Below are 18,913 nucleotides of genomic sequence, written 5' to 3'. Positions count from 1 at the left end.
CGGAAACCGGTGCGGCGCACCACGACATCAGCCAGCACAGGGAACGAGGAACCCGCATGTCCGTTGGACGGCACGCGTTCGGTATCGATATCGGCGGTAGCGGCGTCAAGGGCGCCGCGGTCGATCTGGACACCGGGGAGCTCGTGCACGAGCGCATCAAGATCGCGACCCCGCATCCGTCCACCCCGGAGGCGGTCGCGACGGCCGTGGCGAAGCTGATCGACACCGCGGGCTGGGACGGGCCGGTGGGCCTCACCCTGCCGTGCGTGGTTCTCGACGGTGTCGCGCATACCGCCGCCAATGTCGACAAGTCCTGGATCGGCACCGACGCCCGGGCCCTGTTCACGACGGCACTCGGCGGTCGTGAGGTGACGGTGCTCAACGACGCCGACGCCGCGGGACTCGCCGAGGACCGCTACGGCGCCGCCCGCGATATCCACGGCCTCGTACTCCTGCTCACCTTCGGTACCGGTATCGGTTCCGCGCTGCTCAACAAGGGCACCCTGGTCCCGAACACCGAACTCGGGCATCTGGAGATAGGCGGCATGGAAACCGAGCACCGGGCCGCCGCCTCGGTCAAGGAGAGAGAGAACCTCGACTATCCCGAGTGGGCGGCCCGCGTCAGCACCGTGCTGAGCGGGTTGGAGGATCTTTTCTGGCCCACGGTCATCGTCGCCGGTGGCGGGATCAGCCGCGACGCCGACCAGTGGATTCCACTGCTGACCAACCGCACCCGCGTGGTCCCGGCGAACTTGAAGAACACAGCGGGTATCGTCGGCGCGGCCATGGCCGTGGACGCCGGCATCACCCCCTGAGGTTCTCCACGGCACGGGCCAGTGCACACTGGTCGGATCGTTACAATGGAAGCACCCGGCGGTGAGCCGGACCCCCGACCGGCGTTTTAGCCGGTAAACCCGACAGACCGCTCCGCCGGAATACTACTCTGGCGTGACGCCGCACGAGACCGTCACGAAAGGGCGTACGTGGTAGCCACGAATACCCGTCAGACAGCCGAACCGGCCGACGCCGAGGCCACGGAACTTCCCGCGGCACGCCCGGCCCGGAAGGCCGCGGCCAAGAAGGCTCCGGCCAAGAAGGCCGCGGCCAAGAAGGCTCCGGCCAAGAAGGCCGCTGCCAAGAAGGGAGCCGCCAAGAAGGCGGGGAGCGCGGGCGCCCCCGGCTCGGGCGAGGAACAGCTCGACGACGATTCGCTGGATGTGGCGGATCTCGGCGACCTGGAGGTCTCCGAGGACGATCTCACCGACGAAGGCGAGGATCTCGTCGCCGAGGCCGTCGAGGAGGAACCCGAGGGCGAGGCGGCCGAGGACGGCACCTCCGAGCCCACCGCGGCGGACAAGGCCTCGGGCGATTTCGTCTGGGACGAGGAGGAGTCCGAGGCCCTGCGCCAGGCGCGTAAGGACGCCGAGCTCACCGCGTCCGCGGATTCGGTCCGGGCCTACCTGAAGCAGATCGGTAAGGTCGCGCTGCTCAACGCCGAGGAAGAGGTCGAACTCGCCAAGCGGATCGAGGCCGGGCTCTACGCGGCGGAGAAGATGCGCGAGTTCACCGAGGCCGGGGACAAGCTGCCGGTCGCCACCCGCCGTGATTTCAACTGGATCATCCGGGACGGCAACCGCGCCAAGAACCATCTGCTCGAGGCGAACCTGCGCCTGGTGGTGTCGCTGGCCAAGCGCTACACCGGCCGCGGGATGGCATTCCTGGACCTCATCCAGGAGGGCAACCTGGGCCTGATCCGCGCGGTCGAGAAGTTCGACTACACCAAGGGCTACAAGTTCTCCACCTACGCCACCTGGTGGATCCGGCAGGCGATCACCCGCGCCATGGCCGATCAGGCCCGCACCATCCGTATCCCGGTGCACATGGTGGAGGTCATCAACAAGCTCGGGCGTATCCAGCGCGAGCTGCTCCAGGATCTGGGCCGCGAGCCCACCCCGGAGGAACTGGCCAAGGAAATGGACATCACCCCGGAGAAGGTGCTGGAGATCCAGCAGTACGCCCGGGAGCCCATTTCACTGGATCAGACCATCGGCGACGAGGGCGACAGCCAGCTCGGTGATTTCATCGAGGACTCCGAGGCCGTGGTCGCGGTGGACGCGGTCAGCTTCACCCTGCTGCAGGATCAGCTGCAGTCGGTACTGGAGACCCTGTCCGAGCGCGAGGCGGGCGTGGTCCGGCTGCGGTTCGGCCTGACCGACGGTCAGCCGCGCACCCTGGACGAAATCGGTCAGGTCTACGGGGTGACCCGCGAGCGGATCCGGCAGATCGAATCCAAGACCATGAGCAAGCTCCGGCACCCCAGCCGGTCGCAGGTCCTGCGCGACTACCTGGACTGAGTCCCGGAAGAAGTACGGGCAACGGCCCCTGGACACCCGCGGAACCATCGGATTCCGCACTGTCCAGGGGCCGTTGCGCGACTACCCCGCGGCACCGTCGGTCAATCGCGCGATCGGCCCCGGCAGTATCCGGTCCCGGGAGGTGTCCTTCAACATCACCCCGGAGCGGCCGAGCCGGCGGGCCCCGGCCACCAGGGCGGCGACGACCTCCGCCGCCCGCCGGTAGCCCGTCCCCTCGGGCGGGTGGATATTCGACACGCAATTGCGGTCGGCGTCGGTCCGGCCGGGCCGTGGCCGGTGCGTGAGGTAGATACCGAGGCTGTCGGCCACCGAGAGGCCCGGACGTTCACCGATCAGCACCAGCACGGTCGTCACCCCCAACGCGGCCCCGATATGGTCGCCCAGCGCCACCCGGGCCTGCGTCGCCACCACCGGCGGCGCGACGGACCGGTGCGGGCGCAGCGCGTCCAGCAGCGCCGCCACGGTCGGTGGTCCGTGGACGGTGAGTGCCCGGGCCGACAGCCCGTCGGCGAGCACCAGGCCGATATCGGCGCCCGAGTGCGGGAGCCGGCCCGGCTCGCCGTCCGCCACGTCGAGGTCGACGGCCGGGAGCCTGCCCAGGTCGGGGCGCCGGAGATATTCGGCCCGGTCCCGGGCCCGGCTGCGGATATGGATCGGCTCACCCACACCCAGTTCGGCGAGCCGCGCGCACAGCGCCGAGACCTCCAGCGGGAGGTGCACCGCATCGCGGGCGGCGGCGTGCGCGGCGGCGAATTCCAGAACACGCCGGGTGGGTAGCGCGTCCCCGGCCCGGCCCAAACCGATACGCGCCTGGGTGTACGACCGCAATCCGGTCCAGAAGACCTCGGATTCGGTACCCGTCGAGTTCTCGTCGATGCTCATCGGCCCCCTGTCAGCGCGCGCAACGGTGACGCGGCCGGCGCCACCGGCAGCACCCGGCCCGTCGCGTCCAGCATGCCGAGCCGGTCCAGCCACTGCGCGAATTCCGGGGCGGGGCGCAGGCCCAGCACCCGGCGGGCGTAGAGCGCGTCGTGGAAGCCGAGGCTCTGGTAGCCCAGCATCACATCGTCGGCGCCGGGAACCGCGATCACGAAGGCGCATCCGGCGGCGCCGAGCAGGGTGAGGAGAGTGTCCATATCGTCCTGGTCGGCTTCGGCGTGATTGGTGTAGCAGACGTCCACCCCCATCGGCAGGCCCAGCAGTTTGCCGCAGAAGTGATCCTCTAGTCCCGCCCGCACGATCTGCTTGCCGTCGTACAGGTACTCCGGGCCGATGAAACCGACCACTGTGTTCACCAGCAGCGGCCGCAGTTCCCGGGCCACGGCGTAGGCGCGCGCCTCGAGTGTCTGCTGATCCACCGGCCTTCCACCCGTGCCCCGATGCGCGTCGGCCGACAGCGCCGACCCCTGGCCGGTCTCCAGATACATGACATTGTCGCCGACGGTGCCGCGCCGCAGCGAACGCCCGGCCTCGTTCGCTTCCCGCAACAGCGCCAGGTCCACCCCGAACGCCGTATTGGCGGCCTCGGTACCGGCGACGGACTGGAAGACCAGATCGACCGGCGCCCCGGCCGAGATCAAACCGATGGTGGTCGTGACATGGGCGAGCACGCACGACTGCGCCGGAATATCGAAGCGGGTGCGGATATCGTCGAGCAACGTCAACAGATCCGCCGCGGCGCGCGGGGAGTCGGTGGCCGGGTTGATGCCGATGACGGCATCACCACAGCCCAGCAGCAGGCCGTCCAGGACGGCGGCGGCGATCCCGTCGCGATTGTCGGTGGGATGGTTCGGCTGTAGCCGGGTAGCCAGGGTGCCGGGCGCCCCGATGGTGGTCCGGAACGCCGAATGCACGCGGGCCGCGTGCGCGACGGCGATGAGGTCTTGATTGCGCATGATCTTGCTGACCGCGGCGGACATCTCCGGGGTCAGTCCGGGCGCGAGGGCACGCAGGGTGGCGGCCGGATCGGCGGTTCCCTCGCCGGCGGCGACCGCGAGCAGCCGGTCCCGGAGCCCCCCGACCGTGAGCGCGGCGACCGGACCGAACGCGGTGCGATCGTGAGTGTCCAGGATCAGCCTGGTCACCTCGTCGGTTTCGTAGGGGACCACCGGCTGTTCGAGGAACTCGGTGAGCGGGATATCGGCGAGCACCCATTGCGCGGCCGCCCGTTCGGCATCGGTGGCCGCGGCGCATCCGGCCAGCTCGTCGCCGCTGCGCCGGGGCGTGGCCTTGGCCAGCACGTCCACGAGTCCGTCGAAGTGATAGTTCGTTCCGCCGAGGCGCTGGGTGTAGACCGTCATCCGGGTCCCATCCGTCCGGGCCGCTGTGCTCGCCCGGCCGGTGCTCAGTGTCCTGGGACCGGTCGGTCGGGCGGCCGACATACACGGTGCCCTCGAAGATTACCGCCGCCGAGGGTTACGTGCCCGGTTGCCGGGAACCTCACGAGGCCGTGGCCAGAGCCACCGCCTGCCACGCGGTGCGGTCGATCACCTCGGGTCGACGCGTGAGACAGATCCGACTCCCCCGGCATACTTCATGCCTCGACGAGCCGGGAATACTCGCCGGTCCCGTACGGCCCCGGCGCCCGACACGGACGCACCGCCGGCACCCCCGCACACCGGCCGGCCACGAGTGCGGACGTACGCCGTAGCGCGCTCGCGGACCGACCCGTGTCCCGACAGATTTTCCGGAGTCGGCAGTTCGTACCCGCACCGCTCATCACTTCGACGGATCCGGACCGCGGGGGGGTGTGCTGAGATGAACGGATGCAGCGGTGGTCGGCGTTACCGGCGACGACACGGGAGGTCGTCGTCGCGGGCGGATGGTTCCTGTTCGGTGTGCTGCTGTACCTGGCCGGCTTCGGCTCGATGTTCGCCACCGAGGCGCGGGCGGACCCGATGTGGCCGCGGATCGCGATCCTCGCGCTCGCCAGTGCGGTACTGCTGGTGCGGCGCCGGGCACCGATCACGGCGATGGTGCTGGGACTGATTCCCTTGACGATGGACCTCTCGCTCGGTCCGACGCTGCCGATCTGGCTGGTGTACACCGATCTCATCTACGCGGCCGTGGTGTACGGCACGCGACGCCAGATGCAGGGCGCGGTGGTGGCCTGGCTGGCCCTCTCGGCGACCGCGGCGGGGGTGGTACTGGCGATCAGCGGCGACTGGCATCTGATGGCGCTGGCGCTGGTGCTGGCGGCCGCCTTCGTCGGGACCTCGCTGTGGTGGGGTCTGACCGTCCGGGCGCACAAGGAGACCGCCGACGCCGAACGTGCCCGCGCCCGCGCCCTGTCGCTGGTCGCCGAACTGGACCGCAGGGCGGCGGTGGCCGACGAACGCAAGGCCATGGCCCGCGATCTGCACGATGTGATCGCCGGACAGCTGTCGGCCATCGCCCTGCAGTCCGAAGCGGCCCTGGGCAGCCTCGACGGCGCCGCCGATCCGCGGCTGGCCGGGGTGCTCGGCGCAATCCGCACCAACAGCGTCGAAGCGCTGCGGGAGATGCGGACGATGATCGGCCTGCTGCGCCGCGAGGACGATGCCGAGCAGACGGCCGCGCCCGGGCGCCTGGCCCAGTTGCCCGGGCTGGTCACCGCGGCCCGGCAGGCGGGCATGCGGGTACAGGTCCGGCTGGACCTGGGCGAGACCGCACCGGCCGGGGCGGTGGACCAGGCGGCCTACCGGATCGTCCAGGAAGCGGTGACCAATGTGATGAAACACGCCCCCGGGCAGGAGGTCGACATCGACGTGCACACCGAGGCCGCGGCACTGGTGCTGGCGGTACGCAACCCCCTGGGCGCCGGGCCGTCTCCGGCGCCGGAGACCGCCGACCGGCGCGGACTGTCGAATATGCGGGAACGAGCGGCCGCCCTCGGCGGTACGTTGCGGGCGGGACCGGAGGCCGGCGTCTGGTGGGTGCGCGCCCGGCTACCGCTGGCCGCGGTGCCCGAGACCGCGGGGAGTCCGCGGTGACGGTCCGGGTTCTCCTCGCCGACGACCATGCCGCGATCCGCGCCGGACTGCGCATGATCCTGGACGCGGCCGGCGATATCGAGGTGGTCGGCGAGGCTGCCGACGGTGAGGTCGCGGTGGCTCAGGCCCGGGCGCTGCGGCCCGATGTGGTGCTGATGGACGTGCGGATGCCGGGGGTGGACGGCATCACCGCGACCGCCCGGGTGACCGGTGAGAGCCTGGCGCGGGTGCTCGTCCTCACCACTTTCGACCTCGACGAGTACGTATTCCGCAGCCTCCGCGCGGGTGCCTCCGGATTCGTCCTCAAATCCGCGTCCGGGCCCGCGCTCGTCGACGCGGTCCGCGCGGTCGCGGCGGGCGAGGGGGTGCTCGCTCCGGAGGTCACCCGGGCGGTGATCGACGCCTTCGCGGAGACGCCGTCGGGCCGGGGGCCCGAACCACCACCGGGTATGGCGGAGCTCACCGGCCGGGAGAAAGAGGTGTTCGACTGTCTCGGCGGCGGGCTGTCCAACGCCCAGATCGGGGCGCGGCTGTTCATCAGCGAGACCACGGTGAAAACGCATGTGTCACGTGTACTCACCAAACTGGGCATGCGGTCTCGGGTGCAGGCCGCGATCCTGGCGCGGGAACTCGGCGACGGCGCCGCCGGACAGCGGTAACCGACTCGGGCACGGGGCTCAGCCGGCCAGCGGCGCGAAACGACCGTCGGTGCCCGGAAGGTAGCTGTCCACCCCGGTCACGGCCTCGACCGGTAGCGGACCGTACAGATGTGGGAAACGCAACGCCGGATCGTCGCTGGGCGCCCCCGGTTCCCAGCGCACCGGCGCCGCGAGCCGGTCCGGGTCCAGACGGAGGAGGAGAAGATCGCGCCGACCTGCGAAAAGGCGGTTCGCGGGCAGGTGCACCTGCTGCGGCGCGGAGAGGTGAACGAATCCCTCCGACCGCAGCGAATCGGGCCGATGCGCACCGCGTTCCCGGGCAAGTGCCCACTCACCGGGAGTGCAGAGGTGAACAAGGGTGTGAGTGTCACAGGGCACGGGTAACCTCCGATACACAACTCGACAGTCGCTACGGAGCACCGGCCGTACGTTTTCCACACCCGGCCCGCGGTGTTCGCCACAGGCGAAAACCGCTGGTCGTGTTAGGGAAAACACACTGGTTCCCCAGTGGGAACAATCCCGATGCCCCGAACGTCTGACAGAGTAGTTACACCACTGCTGGGAAGTAGCGGAAGCGAGCCCGCGGAGTGACCACGGGCCTCACACCAGGTGAACGGTATTGTGCCGGAAGCCAGGACGGAGGAGTCATGCCAGGAACCCTGACAAGCACCCCACTGACCGCGGTCGATCGCTGCGATCGCTGCGGGGCGGCTGCGCGTGTGCGTGCCGTTCTGCCCGCAGGTGGCGAGTTGCTCTTCTGCCAGCACCACGCGAACGAACACATGGAACGACTGCGCGAACTCGACGCCGTGATCGACACGGAGTCCGCTCCCGCTCTCTGACCCGTCCTCGCGTCCGACACAACAGCATCGAACAACAGAACACCGTCTCCGTGGCGGGCGACCGATCCGGTCGCCCGCCACGGGCGTTTCACCCGGGCAGGATGCCGTCGATCAGGCGGCGCAGCCCGTAGTCGAAGTCTCCGGCCGGGTCACCGGGTGCCTGGTACAGCGCTCCGACGGCTGCCCCGACCCGGGCGGACAGCGGGAAGTCGGCGGCCGGCATGACCTGCTCGAGCACCGGGCCGTGCGCCTCCCACCAGTCGGCGTCGGATTGTTCCCGGACGCTGCGGGCGGCGGCGAGCGCGGTCCGCGCGTTACCGGTCGCGAACTGCGACAGCACCGCGATCACCCGGTCCATCTCGATATCGTCGAGACCCGCCCCGTCCACCGCCGCCAGGTGCCGCTCGTATCGCCGCAGCCGGCCGGGGCCGAGCACCATTCGCCAGGAGGGCACGTCGAACAGCCACGGGTGGGTCAGGTATTCGTCGCGGATCTGCCGGGCGACGGCCACCAGCCGGTCGCGCGCGGGCAGGTCTGCGGGGATGGGGGTGTCCTCCAGCGCGACCGCGTCGACCATCAGGACGGTGAGCGCGTCCTTGCTCGGCACGTAGGTGTACAGGCTCATCGGTCGCAGCCCCAGCTCCGCGGCGACCGCCCGGACCGACACCTTCTCGTAGCCCTCGCGGTCCGCGAGCCCGATCGCCGTCGCCACCACCTCGTCGACGCTCACGGTCTGCCGGGGACCGCGGCCGCCGCGCCGGGGCGGCAGCTCGTGTCGCCACAGCAGTTCCAGCAGGACACGGGCGGGATCGGTCGCGCGGGTCACCGGCGCCTCCGGCCGGCCGCGGCCGCCAGGGGCACCGGACGGGCCGGGTCGCCCGCCGGAAAGAGCCACGCCACGCCGCGGTGCTCGCCACCCGTGAGCGGGCCGGCGAAGCCGGACTCCCGATCGGCGCCACCGCGCACGGGGCTTCTACCTCCGGCACACCGGTCACCTGCGACGGTCCGGGCACGGCCGTCGCCGGTGAGGAGGTGGGCGGTCGGGCCGGACAGCGCGTGGGCCGCATTCGAGCCGCGGCGCCCGGCACCGCCTCGGCCGGGTCCGGCGGCCACCGGCACCCCGTCGTCGCTCATCGCATTCCCTTCACCACGTAGACATACCACCCGGGCACCGCGCGGTTCGGACCGGAACAAATCCGGTACGGTGCGCGTTGACCCATTACTCCGTACGCCATACGCTGATCATAGGGGTGCACGCTGCCGACCATCGAGACCACCTATCTGCCCGATCGTCATATGTTCGCCCTGTGGACCTGGACCGGCCGGGCGCCCGGCCCCGCCCCCGCGGGACTCGGCGATACCGCGACCCTCCCACTCGCCGTACCGGCCGGAACCCGGGCCCAGGCCCGCGCGGGAAGTATCACCATCGAGGTGACCCCGGTCGACTGCGCGCTGGTGGACCCCGCCGGTCTCGCCGGGGTCGCACCGGCCGAACCGGGCCACTCCACCCGCGCCTGGCAAGCGATCCTCGCGGACACACGAGCCGATCTCCCACTCGCCGGACACGCGTTTCCGAACGCGACAGGCACAGCGATACTCACCGGCGACCACGCCCGCTCGGTGTTCCACGACACCACGACCGTGGCCGCCGGACTGCGCGACGACCTACGCGCCGACCTGCGGCCCTATCAAGCGCGCGGAATCAGCTGGTTGCGCGACACGATCGCCCGCCACGGCGGGGCGATCCTCGCCGACGAGATGGGTCTCGGCAAAACCGTGCAGACCATCGGCCTGCTACTCGGCCGCGCCGCCCACGGTGCGCAACTCGTGGTGTGCCCGACCTCACTGGTGGGCAACTGGGTCCACGAGATCCAGCGCTTCGCCCCGTCCCTGCGGCCGGTGGCCTGGCGCGGCGGCGAACTCGACGCCGGGGCCGGCGATATCGTCGTGACGGGTTACCCCGTGCTGCGGCTGCACGGCCACCGGCTCACCGGAAACGACTGGGCGACCGTCGTCTACGACGAGGCCCAAGCGCTGAAGAATCCCCGCACGCAGGTATCGAAGGCGGCCCGGGCGCTCGAGGCCGCGGCCGTCGTCGCGCTGACCGGCACCCCGGTGGAGAATCACCTCGAGGAACTGTGGTCGCTACTGCACCTTGTGGCGCCACGCCTGTTCGGGCATCGCGCCCTGTTCCGCCGTCGTTTTGTCAAGCCGATCGAGGAGGGCTCGGCCACCGCGGCCGCCCGCCTGCAGGACGCGATCGAACCGGTCCTGCTCGCCCGCCGCAAAATTCAGGTCGCCGCCGCGCTCCCGGCCAAGATCCACAACGATCTACTGTGCGATCTCACCCCCGAACAAGAGAAACTCTACGATCAGTTGCTCGACCGCGCGGTCGCCGACGGCTTCGGTACCGGCACCCAGCGGCAGACCCGCGTACTGGCCGCGCTCACCGCGCTGAAACAGGTGTGCAACCACCCCGGGCTCGTGGACGGCGACCTGGGCGAACTGGAGGGTCGCTCGGGAAAACTCGATCTGTGTACCGATATCGTGGCCGCCAACCTCGACAACGGCGCACCGACACTGATCTTCACCCAGTACCGGGCCACCGGCGACCTCCAGGTGCGCCACCTGGCCGACCGGTTCGCCGTCACCGCGCCGTTCTTCCACGGCGGGCTGAGCCAGGCCGAACGCGCGGCGATCGTCACCCACTTCCAATCTCCCGACGGACCACCGGTTCTGGTGCTCAGCCTGCGGGCGGCGGGGACCGGGCTCACCCTCACCCGCGCCGCCGATGTGATCCATTTCGACCGGTGGTGGAATCCCGCGGTCGAGGCGCAGGCCTCCGACCGGGTCCACCGGATCGGTCAGACCCGCACGGTCACCGTCACCACGCTGACCTCGGCCACCACGGTCGAAGAACATATCGCGGGAATGCAGCGCCGCAAATCCGCGCTCACCGATCTCGGCGACGGCGGCGGTATCGCCGATCTCGCCCGGCTCGACGACGAACGGCTTCTGGAAGTGTTGCGGCGGAAGCGAGGAAATTGATGGCGGACAACGAATTCGGCTACACCCGCTGGGGGATGGACTGGGTCCGGCTGGCCGAGCCGCTACGACAGACCCGCCCCGATCCGCTGCTACCGCGGGCGCGCAGTATCGCCCGCAACGACGGGGTGCGGCCCGAGCTGGAAGGGCGGGTCGTTCGCGCGCACATCCACCGCGGCGGCCAGGCGTCGGTCGTCCATATCGAGCTGGCGCCGCTCCCCCGGACCGCCCTCACGGCGCTGTCCGCGATCGTCGGCGCAGAACGCACCCTGCTGACCGACGAGATGCATACGGCGGCCCTCGCGGCGGGCATCCCGGTGGCTCCGGAACCCACCGCGATCGACTGCTCGTGCAGTGCGCGCAGCGCGCGCTGTCTCCATGTGCTGGCCACCTTCTACACCCTCGCGCGCCGGGTCGACGAGGATCCGCGGGTGGGCCTGGATCTGCAGGGCTACGGGCACCCGGAGCACGGTGCCGCACCGGACGAGTCCGGTACCGAGCCGGACACGCCGCGCTGGGTACCCCTCAACACACTCGACCCCGCGATGTTCTTCGACGTGTGAGCCGCACCGCGGGACGGACGCGGCCCTCTCTCCGCGGAACGGCGGCACTACTCGGACCACGGGGTCGAGCGCCGTTCCTTTCGAGCGGACGGGCGGTCGGCGCACGGGATCGTCCCCGTCTCCTCGGCACGCCGGGACTGCCTCGTGCACGAGAACCACACCGACCTCCGCGGAACGACAGCGACCTCCGACGCACGAGAACCACACCGTCTCCTCCGAACGACGGGGACCCTCCGACGCACGAGATCGTCACCGTCTCCTCGGCGCGGCGGCCGCGGCCCCGTGCGGCGAGCGCTCCGCGACGCCTCGACCCACGGCGGACCGAAGAGACGGCGCCACCGGCGACGAGTTCGCGGGTCCACCGCGGCGATTCACATGCGGCGCAGCGCCGCGATCCGCTCGCCGAGCTGGTCGGCGGTGGCCAGTGCGGTGGGCGGCCCGCCGCACTGCCGCCGGAGCTCACCGTGGATCACCCCGTGTGGTTTGCCGGTGCGATGGTGGTGCATCGCGACCAGACTGTTCAGCTCGCGCCGCAGTTCACCCAATTTGTCGGCAGTCGCCACCCGCTCGGCGGCATTGCCCGCCGCGGGCGAGGCGGGGACCGGCGCCTGCGGTTCGGCCTTGGATCGGTCGGCGATCTGCCGGGCCTGGCGCTCCCGCAGCAGCGCACGCATCTGATCGGCATCGAGCAGACCGGGAATACCCAGGTAATCGGCCTCTTCGGCGCTCCCGGCGAAGGTCGCGGTACCGAACGAGGACCCGTCGTAGATCACCTGGTCCAATTCCGCGTCGGCGGCCAGCGGTACGAACGCCTTCTCCTCCTCGCCCGGCTCGTCCTGCTGTTTGTTCGCCTCGGTGAGCAGGTCGTCGTCGAGCCCGTCCTTCTCGCGGTGCGGTTTGCCGATGACATGGTCGCGCTGCACCTCGAGCTGCGCGGCCAGGTCCAGCAGCACCGGAACCGACGGCAGGAACACACTCGCGGTCTCGCCGGGCCGCCGGGCGCGGACGAAACGGCCGATGGCCTGGGCGAAATACAGCGGCGTCGAGGCACTGGTGGCGTACACGCCCACGGCCAGCCGCGGGACGTCCACGCCCTCGGAGACCATCCGCACCGCGACCATCCACGGCTGAGTACCCGCACTGAACTCACCGATCCGGGCCGACGAGGTCGGATCGTCGGACAGCACCAGCACGGGGCGGTTACCGGTGAGATGCTCGATCAGTTCCGCGTAGGCCCGGGCCCGCTCCTGATCGGAGGCGATCACCAGGCCGCCGGCATCGTGCATACCGCCTTCACGCAACTGCGCCAGCCGCATATCCGCCGCACGCAGCACCGCGTAGATCCAGTCCCCCGCCGGATCCAGGGCGGTGCGCCAGGCCCGGGCGGTCTGTTCGGCGTTCAGCGGCTCACCGAGCCGGGCGGTGTACTCCTCGCCCGCGCTGTCGCGCCAATGCGCTTCGCCGGAGTAGGCGAGGAACACCACCGGGCGCACCACCCCGTCGGCGAGCGCCTCGGTGTAGCCGTAGCTGTGGTCGGCCCGGGATCGCGGCAGACCGGCCTCGTCGGGTTCGTAGGTGATGAAGGGGATCTGGCTGTCGTCGCTGCGGAACGGGGTACCGGTGAGCGCCAGACGGCGGGTGGCGTCACCGAACGCCTCGGCCACCGCGTCACCCCAGCTCTTCGAATCCCCGGCGTGATGGATCTCGTCCAGGATCACCAGGGTGCGCCGGTTCTCCGTACGCACGCGGTGCTTGAACGGGTGCGCGGCGACCTGGGCGTAGGTGACCACCACGCCGTGATAGTCACCCGAGGTGCCGCCGGTGGTGTTGGAGAAGTTCGAATCCAGCGCCAGGCCCGAGCGTGCCCCCGACGCGGCCCACTGATGTTTCAGATGTTCGGTCGGCGCGACCACGGTGACCTGGTCGACCGTACGATCGGCCAGCAGTTCCGCCGCGACCCGCAGCGCGAAGGTCGTCTTACCGGCCCCCGGCGTCGCCACAGCGAGGAAATCACGGGGTTTGGCCGTCAGGTACCGGGTGAGCGCGCGCCGCTGCCACGCGCGCAGGGATGCGCCCGGAACCCCCGTCGCAATAGCACCGCTCGCATCGGTCACGGAGAGAAACACTAGCGGCCGCGGCGGCGATGGCGCCAAACCGGCACGAGGCGGGCGACGGGTGTCACACACCGTGGAGGACGGTTTCCGGGGCGTGTTCGGTAACCGGCGATTCACCGATCGCCCCCCGACACGTTGCCCGGTGCCATACCGCTGGGCGTCCGGGTGCGCGATGCTGGACAGACCATGCACAGTTACGGACGCGAACCCGGCGCGGACCCGTCGGGGACCGCGTGGGTTCGCCGCGCGCTCGCCCAGAGCGGCCGGCTGGTCGTGCGGGTGGCCGTCAAAGCCTGGAGCGACTCGATTTTCGCGAAATCCGCGGCCGCCGCCTTCTGGCAGACCCTGTCGCTGGTACCGCTGCTGTTCGGCCTGCTGGGCGGACTCGGTTACGTCAGCGGCCTCTTCGGGCCGGACACCGTGGAGATCGTGGAATCGAAGGCCCTGACGTTCAGCCGCGAACTGTTCAGTCAGAGCGTGGTCACCGATCTGATCGAACCGACGATCCGCGATGTGCTCGGCCGCGGCCGGGCGGCGTTCGTCTCGGTCGGTTTCGTGCTCTCGCTGTGGGCCGGATCCTCGGCCATGGCGACCTTCGTCGACGCGATCGTGGAGGCACACGGCCAACAGGATGCCCGGAATCCGATCTGGCAGCGCATCTTCGCTCTGCTCCTCTACGTCCAGTTCCTGATCGCGGCGATCTTCATCCTGCCGCTCGTCGCGCTGGGCCCGGTGCTGATCGGGCGGATACTGCCGGATTCGTGGCTGGAACCGGGCCTACGGCTGGTCGATACCTTCTACTACCCCGCAGTGGGGTTGCTGCTCATCGTCGGGCTGGCCACCCTGTACAAACTCGCGCTGCACAGTTCGCTGCCCTACCACCGGCTGTTCTGCGGGGCGCTGCTGGCGGCGGTGTTCTTCATGGCGGCCAGTGAGATCCTGCGCAGCTACCTGGCCCTGGTGACCCGGACGGGGGTCACCTACGGTGCCCTGGCCACCCCCATCGCCTTCCTGCTGTTCACGTTCTTCCTGGGTTTCGCGGTGATCCTCGGCGCGGAATTCAACGCGGCGGTCCAGGAGTTCTGGCCGGCCCGCGCCACCCGGATGGAGCAGTTCAAGGCCTGGCTGGCCAAACGCCGCGGCACCGCACAGGGTGAGGAGGAGACGGATCCGGCGGCGGATCCGAGGGCCCACCGGATCCCGCGCCGGCGCGGCGCCCGCCGCGGCGACGACAGCGGCCCGGAGGGCGGTCCCGCCGGCGGTCAGCGCGCTCCCCTGGTCACGCGCTGACCGGCACCCGTCCTTCGCCCGTCGAACCCATCGCGACCCGCTAGGATCGCCTCCCACCCCGGGCTCAGTTCGGTGCGAAACACAGCGACCGGAGCCGATCACCACAGGGGCCGAGCACGAGACCGGGGAGCCCGCGCATCACCCTGCGGTCGGTCCGCCGGGGACTGCACGGGGCCCGGCGCAGGGCGATGTGCACGGAAAGCCGGTGGCTCACCGCGCCGGGCCGAGCGGTGGCGGTCAGTCGCCCTTGCGGAGGGTCTCGTAAACCTTCTTGCACTCGGGGCAGACCGGCGAACCGGGCTTCGGCGAGCGCGTCACCGGGAAGACTTCACCGCACAACGCGACCACCATGGTGCCCATCACGGCGCTCTCGGCGATCTTGTCCTTCTTCACGTAGTGGAAGAACTTGGGGGTGTCGTCACCGGTGGTCTCGTCGGTGGTCGTATCGGGGCGGACCAGCGTATCGGTACTCACGCCTCCATGATGCCGCATCACGGTGTCGCGCTCGCGCGATCACCCCCGCGACCGGGCCGCACCGGCGTGTGGCGAGGGTGGCCGCCCCGCTCCACCGGCCCGGGCCACGGTCGACGCGACAGGGCGTGAGAAAGCGGCCGGTGGCGACCGGGAGAAGGCACGGCCCCCTCGGCCCACGCCCGACAACGATCCGCCGTGTATCGAAGGGGCCGGACCCGGTGTCGCGGCGGTCGGGCGCCGTTACCGGTGGACGCGTTGTACACGGTGGTGGCGATAGTGCAAGACTCGAAGGTATGCAGCAGCACGGCGAAGACTCCGAGCGCCGTTCGGAGCACCTCGACGCCGGTGCGAGCGGTCCCGGCGCGTCCCCCGGCGCACCGCGGCCGGCCCGTCCCTCTCGTTCGCGCGGATACTTCCCCGGCGACGACGCCAGACACGCGGCGCTGATCACGAAGGCGGCCCCGTCCTTCGAGGAACAGCACCGTGCCCGGGTCCGCCGGTACACGATCATCATGGCGTTCCGGATCCCGGCGCTGATCCTGGCCGGGGTCGCCTACACGGTCTTCGGGAACGCCCTGATCTCGATTCTCATCATGGCGGCGTCGGTACCCCTGCCGTGGATCGCGGTGCTCATCGCCAACGACCGCCCGCCGCGGGACAAGAACGAACCCAGCCGCTGGGACCGCCCGCGTCCCGCACTGGAGGAACGCCGGCACGACCAGATCGACGGCTAGAACCGCTCGCCATCGACAGTCCGGCCGCAGCGCCACGGCGATGCGGCCAGGGGAGCCACCCCGCGGAGGTGGCAGAGTACCGCTGTGCCCACCTACGGATCGACAGTCCGATCACCGCTGACCGCTCTCTGCCCGACCCTGCGCACCGCGCTGACCAGGGTCGGGTACGACGCCGACACCCTGCTCGACACACTGGGCGACGAAGCACACAGCGCCCTGGGTCGCGGCGAGCCGGTACCGGTGCGCCGGGCCGCGCGCACGGCCGGTGACCTGGGCATCCTCGTCCGCCTGCTGCTCCTCGGTGACGCGCTGGAGGAGCGCGAGGCCGCCGCGGCACTGGCCCCGGTCCGGATCGACGAGGCCGTGGCGGCGGGACTACTCGCCCGCTCGGGCGGCGAGGTCCGCGCGGCGCTGGACCTGCGCCCGACCGATATCGGCGCGGGCAACCGCTGGATCCTGTCCGACCTCGACGATTCGATGCACCGCCGCACCCTGACCGAGGACCATGTGCTCGGAGTCGGCCACGCCTCGCTGTCCCTGCTGCGGGCCACGCCGACCGCGCCGGTCGGCTCGGTGCTGGATCTGGGCACCGGCTGCGGTATCCAGGCCGTGCACGCCGCGTCCTACGCCCGCTCGGTCACCGCCACGGATGTGAATCCCCGCGCGCTGTGGCTGGCCGAGGCCACCGCGGCACTCAACGATCTGGAGATCGATCTGGCGCGGGGGTCGTGGTTCGACCCCGTCGCCGGGCGCCGGTTCGATCAGGTGGTGGCCAACCCGCCCTTCGTGGTCGGCCCCGCCCGGATCGAGCACACCTACCGTGATTCCGGGCTCGCCCTCGACGGGGCCAGCGAACTGGTGATCTCGGGTGTACCCGGCCTGCTGGCCCCCGGCGGGACCGCCGCGATACTGGCCGCCTGGGTGCACACCGAGGACCAGGACTGGCGGCAGCGCGTCTCGAGCTGGCTGCCCGCACACGGTATCGACGCGTGGGTGGTCCAGCGCGATATCGCCGACCCCGCGCTGTATGTGGGTACCTGGCTGCGCGATGCCGGCCTCGATCCGCGCACTCCCGCGGCACAACAGCGGGCCGAGGAATGGCTGTCGGCGCTGGAGCAGGCCGAGGTGACCGGTATCGGTTTCGGTTTCGTCTACCTGCGGGCCGTGGACGCGCCGACCGAACTGCTGGCCGAGGACCTCACCCACGGCTTCGACGATCCCCTCGGCGCGGAAGCGCTGGCCTACTTCCACCGCTCCGCGTGGTTACGCGAGGTCGCAGGTGATCCGGAACGGGCGCGGCGTTCGCGCTATCGGCTCGACCCGGCGACTGCGCTCGAGCGGGTCTCGCTACCGGGTGAGCAGGGCTGGGAGCAGCACGTGATCCGCCTGCACCGAGGCGACGGGCCCCGGTGGCAGCACGAAGTGGACGAGACGACGGTCTCCCTGCTCGCGGGAATGCGGCCCGACGGCCTGCCGTTGTACGAACTGATCGAACTGCTGGCACTGTCACAGGGAGCGGAGGAGGTCTCCCCCGAGTTCGCGGACGCCGCCCTCGGAGTGGTCACCGGTTTGGTGAGGCACGGGTTGATCCACCCGGTACCGCACTAGGGGTACGCCCCCACCGCGTGTTCCACCGCCTGTCGAGGCACTCCCGTTCTCAGGAACTTCTCAGAACGTCACAGTGAAAACCGCAGTTCAGAGCGGTTTATCCGCGCCCGGCGAGGGAACTTTCCCTATGTCGGGTCCGTTGTTCGGAGTGAGACACCACCGACAGGAGGCAAGTCATGACAAGCCCCGCCACCACTCGTGTGCGCCCCAGTGATACGGACCTCGACGCTCAGAGCCCCGCCGCCGACCTGGTACGTGTGTACCTGAACGGAATCGGCCGGACCGCACTGCTCACAGCTGCCGACGAAGTCGAACTGGCCAAGCGCATCGAGGCGGGTCTCTACGCCCAGCACCTGCTGGAGACCGGCAAGCGTTTGTCGGCGACCCGCAAGCGTGATCTGGCCATGGTCGTCCGGGAGGGCCAGGCCGCGCGGTCGCACCTGCTGGAGGCCAACCTGCGCCTGGTCGTCTCGCTCGCCAAGCGGTACACGGGCCGCGGGATGCCTCTGCTGGACCTCATCCAAGAGGGCAATCTGGGCCTGATCCGCGCGATGGAGAAGTTCGACTACGCGAAGGGCTTCAAATTCTCGACCTACGCCACCTGGTGGATCCGGCAGGCGATCACCAGGGGTATGGCCGATCAGAGCCGCACGATCCGGCTGCCAGTTCATCTGGTCGAACAGGTCAACAAGCTGGCCCGGATCAAGCGCGAACTCCATCAGCAGCTCGGCCGGGAGGCCACCGACGAGGAACTCGCCGCCGAATCGGGTATCGCGGTGGAGAAGATCGCCGATCTGCTAGACCACAGCCGCGATCCGGTGAGCCTGGACATGCCGGTGGGTAATGACGAAGAAGCCCCCCTGGGCGATTTCATCGAGGACTCCGAGGCCACCTCGGCCGAGAGCGCGGTGATCGCCGGCCTGCTGCACCACGATGTGCGCAGCGTGCTCAATACGCTCGACGAACGTGAACAGCAGGTGATCCGGCTCCGGTTCGGCCTGGACGACGGCCAGCCGCGCACCCTGGATCAGATCGGCAAGCTGTTCGGCCTGTCCCGGGAGCGTGTCCGGCAGATCGAGCGCGAGGTCATGTCCAAGCTCCGTAAGGGCGAGCGGGCGGACCGGCTGCGCGCCTACGCGAGCTGACCCGACTTCCACCAGGAAACGGTGACCGGCCGGTTTCGGCCGGTCACGCTGTATCGATACCCCGGCCTTCTCCTGGCCCGGGCGGCGACCACC

17 protein-coding genes are annotated in these 18,913 nt (G+C 70.3%); 11 read left to right on the top strand and 6 right to left on the bottom strand.

Features of this window, described 5'->3' with window-relative positions; all coding sequences use genetic code 11:
• The first annotated feature begins 56 nt into the window (after window positions 1-56).
• Both ppgK and ABZV91_RS08875 read left to right on the top strand, forming a co-directional pair.
• Complete coding sequence (ppgK, locus tag ABZV91_RS08880; protein WP_355237668.1) at window positions 57-815, top strand: polyphosphate--glucose phosphotransferase; 759 nt, start codon at window positions 57-59, stop codon at window positions 813-815.
• A 168-nt stretch (window positions 816-983) separates the two neighbouring features.
• Window positions 984-2,354, top strand: a complete 1,371-nt coding sequence (locus ABZV91_RS08875; protein WP_355237666.1) for an RNA polymerase sigma factor — start codon at window positions 984-986, stop codon at window positions 2,352-2,354.
• 81 nt (window positions 2,355-2,435) lie between these two features.
• Here the strand turns inward: ABZV91_RS08875 and eutC are convergent, their stop codons facing one another.
• On the bottom strand, window positions 2,436-3,257 hold the full coding sequence (gene eutC / locus ABZV91_RS08870) for an ethanolamine ammonia-lyase subunit EutC (protein ID WP_355237664.1): 822 nt from the start codon (window positions 3,255-3,257) through the stop codon (window positions 2,436-2,438).
• Window positions 3,254-4,675, bottom strand: coding sequence for an ethanolamine ammonia-lyase subunit EutB (locus ABZV91_RS08865; protein WP_355237662.1), 1,422 nt, complete (start codon window positions 4,673-4,675; stop codon window positions 3,254-3,256). Before ABZV91_RS08865 ends, eutC begins: the two co-directional genes overlap by 4 nt.
• Window positions 4,676-5,140: 465 nt before the next feature.
• Here ABZV91_RS08865 and ABZV91_RS08860 point away from each other — a divergent pair, with 465 nt between their 5' ends.
• Both ABZV91_RS08860 and ABZV91_RS08855 read left to right on the top strand, forming a co-directional pair.
• Window positions 5,141-6,346 (top strand): histidine kinase, encoded by a 1,206-nt coding sequence (locus ABZV91_RS08860; RefSeq protein ID WP_355237660.1) that lies wholly within the window; start codon window positions 5,141-5,143, stop codon window positions 6,344-6,346.
• Window positions 6,343-7,005 carry a response regulator transcription factor gene (locus ABZV91_RS08855; RefSeq protein WP_355237658.1) on the top strand — a complete coding sequence of 221 codons (663 nt, stop codon included), beginning with the start codon at window positions 6,343-6,345 and terminating at the stop codon, window positions 7,003-7,005. The genes ABZV91_RS08860 and ABZV91_RS08855 overlap by 4 nt, the downstream gene beginning before the upstream one ends.
• An 18-nt stretch (window positions 7,006-7,023) precedes the next feature.
• Here ABZV91_RS08855 and ABZV91_RS08850 read toward each other — a convergent pair whose 3' ends face one another.
• The gene (locus tag ABZV91_RS08850; protein ID WP_355237655.1) at window positions 7,024-7,383 is read right to left on the bottom strand and encodes a DUF952 domain-containing protein; all 360 of its coding nucleotides are present in this window, start codon (window positions 7,381-7,383) and stop codon (window positions 7,024-7,026) included.
• Window positions 7,384-7,652: 269 nt separating this feature from the next.
• Between ABZV91_RS08850 and ABZV91_RS08845 the strand changes: the two genes are divergently transcribed.
• Window positions 7,653-7,847 carry a hypothetical protein gene (locus ABZV91_RS08845; RefSeq protein ID WP_030521621.1) on the top strand — a complete coding sequence of 65 codons (195 nt, stop codon included), beginning with the start codon at window positions 7,653-7,655 and terminating at the stop codon, window positions 7,845-7,847.
• A gap of 88 nt (window positions 7,848-7,935) precedes the next feature.
• Here ABZV91_RS08845 and ABZV91_RS08840 read toward each other — a convergent pair whose 3' ends face one another.
• Entirely contained in the window at window positions 7,936-8,673 is a 738-nt protein-coding gene (locus tag ABZV91_RS08840) for a TetR/AcrR family transcriptional regulator (RefSeq protein ID WP_355237651.1), read from the bottom strand.
• A gap of 470 nt (window positions 8,674-9,143) precedes the next feature.
• Here ABZV91_RS08840 and ABZV91_RS08835 point away from each other — a divergent pair, with 470 nt between their 5' ends.
• Together ABZV91_RS08835 and ABZV91_RS08830 are read left to right on the top strand one after the other, a co-directional pair.
• Window positions 9,144-10,895 carry a DEAD/DEAH box helicase gene (locus ABZV91_RS08835; RefSeq protein ID WP_355237648.1) on the top strand — a complete coding sequence of 584 codons (1,752 nt, stop codon included), beginning with the start codon at window positions 9,144-9,146 and terminating at the stop codon, window positions 10,893-10,895.
• Window positions 10,895-11,455 (top strand): hypothetical protein, encoded by a 561-nt coding sequence (locus ABZV91_RS08830; protein ID WP_355237645.1) that lies wholly within the window; start codon window positions 10,895-10,897, stop codon window positions 11,453-11,455. Before ABZV91_RS08835 ends, ABZV91_RS08830 begins: the two co-directional genes overlap by 1 nt.
• Window positions 11,456-11,826: 371 nt before the next feature.
• Here ABZV91_RS08830 and ABZV91_RS08825 read toward each other — a convergent pair whose 3' ends face one another.
• On the bottom strand, window positions 11,827-13,569 hold the full coding sequence (locus tag ABZV91_RS08825; protein ID WP_355237642.1) for a DEAD/DEAH box helicase: 1,743 nt from the start codon (window positions 13,567-13,569) through the stop codon (window positions 11,827-11,829).
• A gap of 186 nt (window positions 13,570-13,755) precedes the next feature.
• Between ABZV91_RS08825 and ABZV91_RS08820 the strand changes: the two genes are divergently transcribed.
• Window positions 13,756-14,859: a YihY/virulence factor BrkB family protein gene (locus tag ABZV91_RS08820; RefSeq protein ID WP_355237640.1), complete on the top strand. Its 1,104-nt coding sequence runs from the start codon at window positions 13,756-13,758 to the stop codon at window positions 14,857-14,859.
• Window positions 14,860-15,096: 237 nt separating this feature from the next.
• On the opposite strand, the gene ABZV91_RS08815 is transcribed toward ABZV91_RS08820, so the two are convergent.
• Window positions 15,097-15,333 (bottom strand): DUF3039 domain-containing protein, encoded by a 237-nt coding sequence (locus ABZV91_RS08815; RefSeq protein WP_039825726.1) that lies wholly within the window; start codon window positions 15,331-15,333, stop codon window positions 15,097-15,099.
• 293 nt (window positions 15,334-15,626) lie between these two features.
• On the opposite strand from ABZV91_RS08815, the gene ABZV91_RS08810 reads away from it, so the two are divergent.
• The 3 genes from ABZV91_RS08810 (at window position 15,627) to ABZV91_RS08800 (ending at window position 18,820) form a co-directional block, all read left to right on the top strand.
• Window positions 15,627-16,067 (top strand): DUF3099 domain-containing protein, encoded by a 441-nt coding sequence (locus tag ABZV91_RS08810; RefSeq protein WP_355237637.1) that lies wholly within the window; start codon window positions 15,627-15,629, stop codon window positions 16,065-16,067.
• Between the two features lie 84 nt (window positions 16,068-16,151).
• Window positions 16,152-17,675, top strand: a complete 1,524-nt coding sequence (locus tag ABZV91_RS08805; protein WP_355237634.1) for a methyltransferase — start codon at window positions 16,152-16,154, stop codon at window positions 17,673-17,675.
• A 176-nt stretch (window positions 17,676-17,851) separates the two neighbouring features.
• Complete coding sequence (locus ABZV91_RS08800) at window positions 17,852-18,820, top strand: sigma-70 family RNA polymerase sigma factor (protein WP_355237631.1); 969 nt, start codon at window positions 17,852-17,854, stop codon at window positions 18,818-18,820.
• Window positions 18,821-18,913: the final 93 nt, after the last annotated feature.

Origin of the sequence: Nocardia sp. NPDC004568, from assembly GCF_040609955.1 — a bacterium.
Lineage (GTDB): Bacteria > Actinomycetota > Actinomycetes > Mycobacteriales > Mycobacteriaceae > Nocardia.
This window is presented reverse-complemented; position numbering and strand designations above follow the sequence as displayed.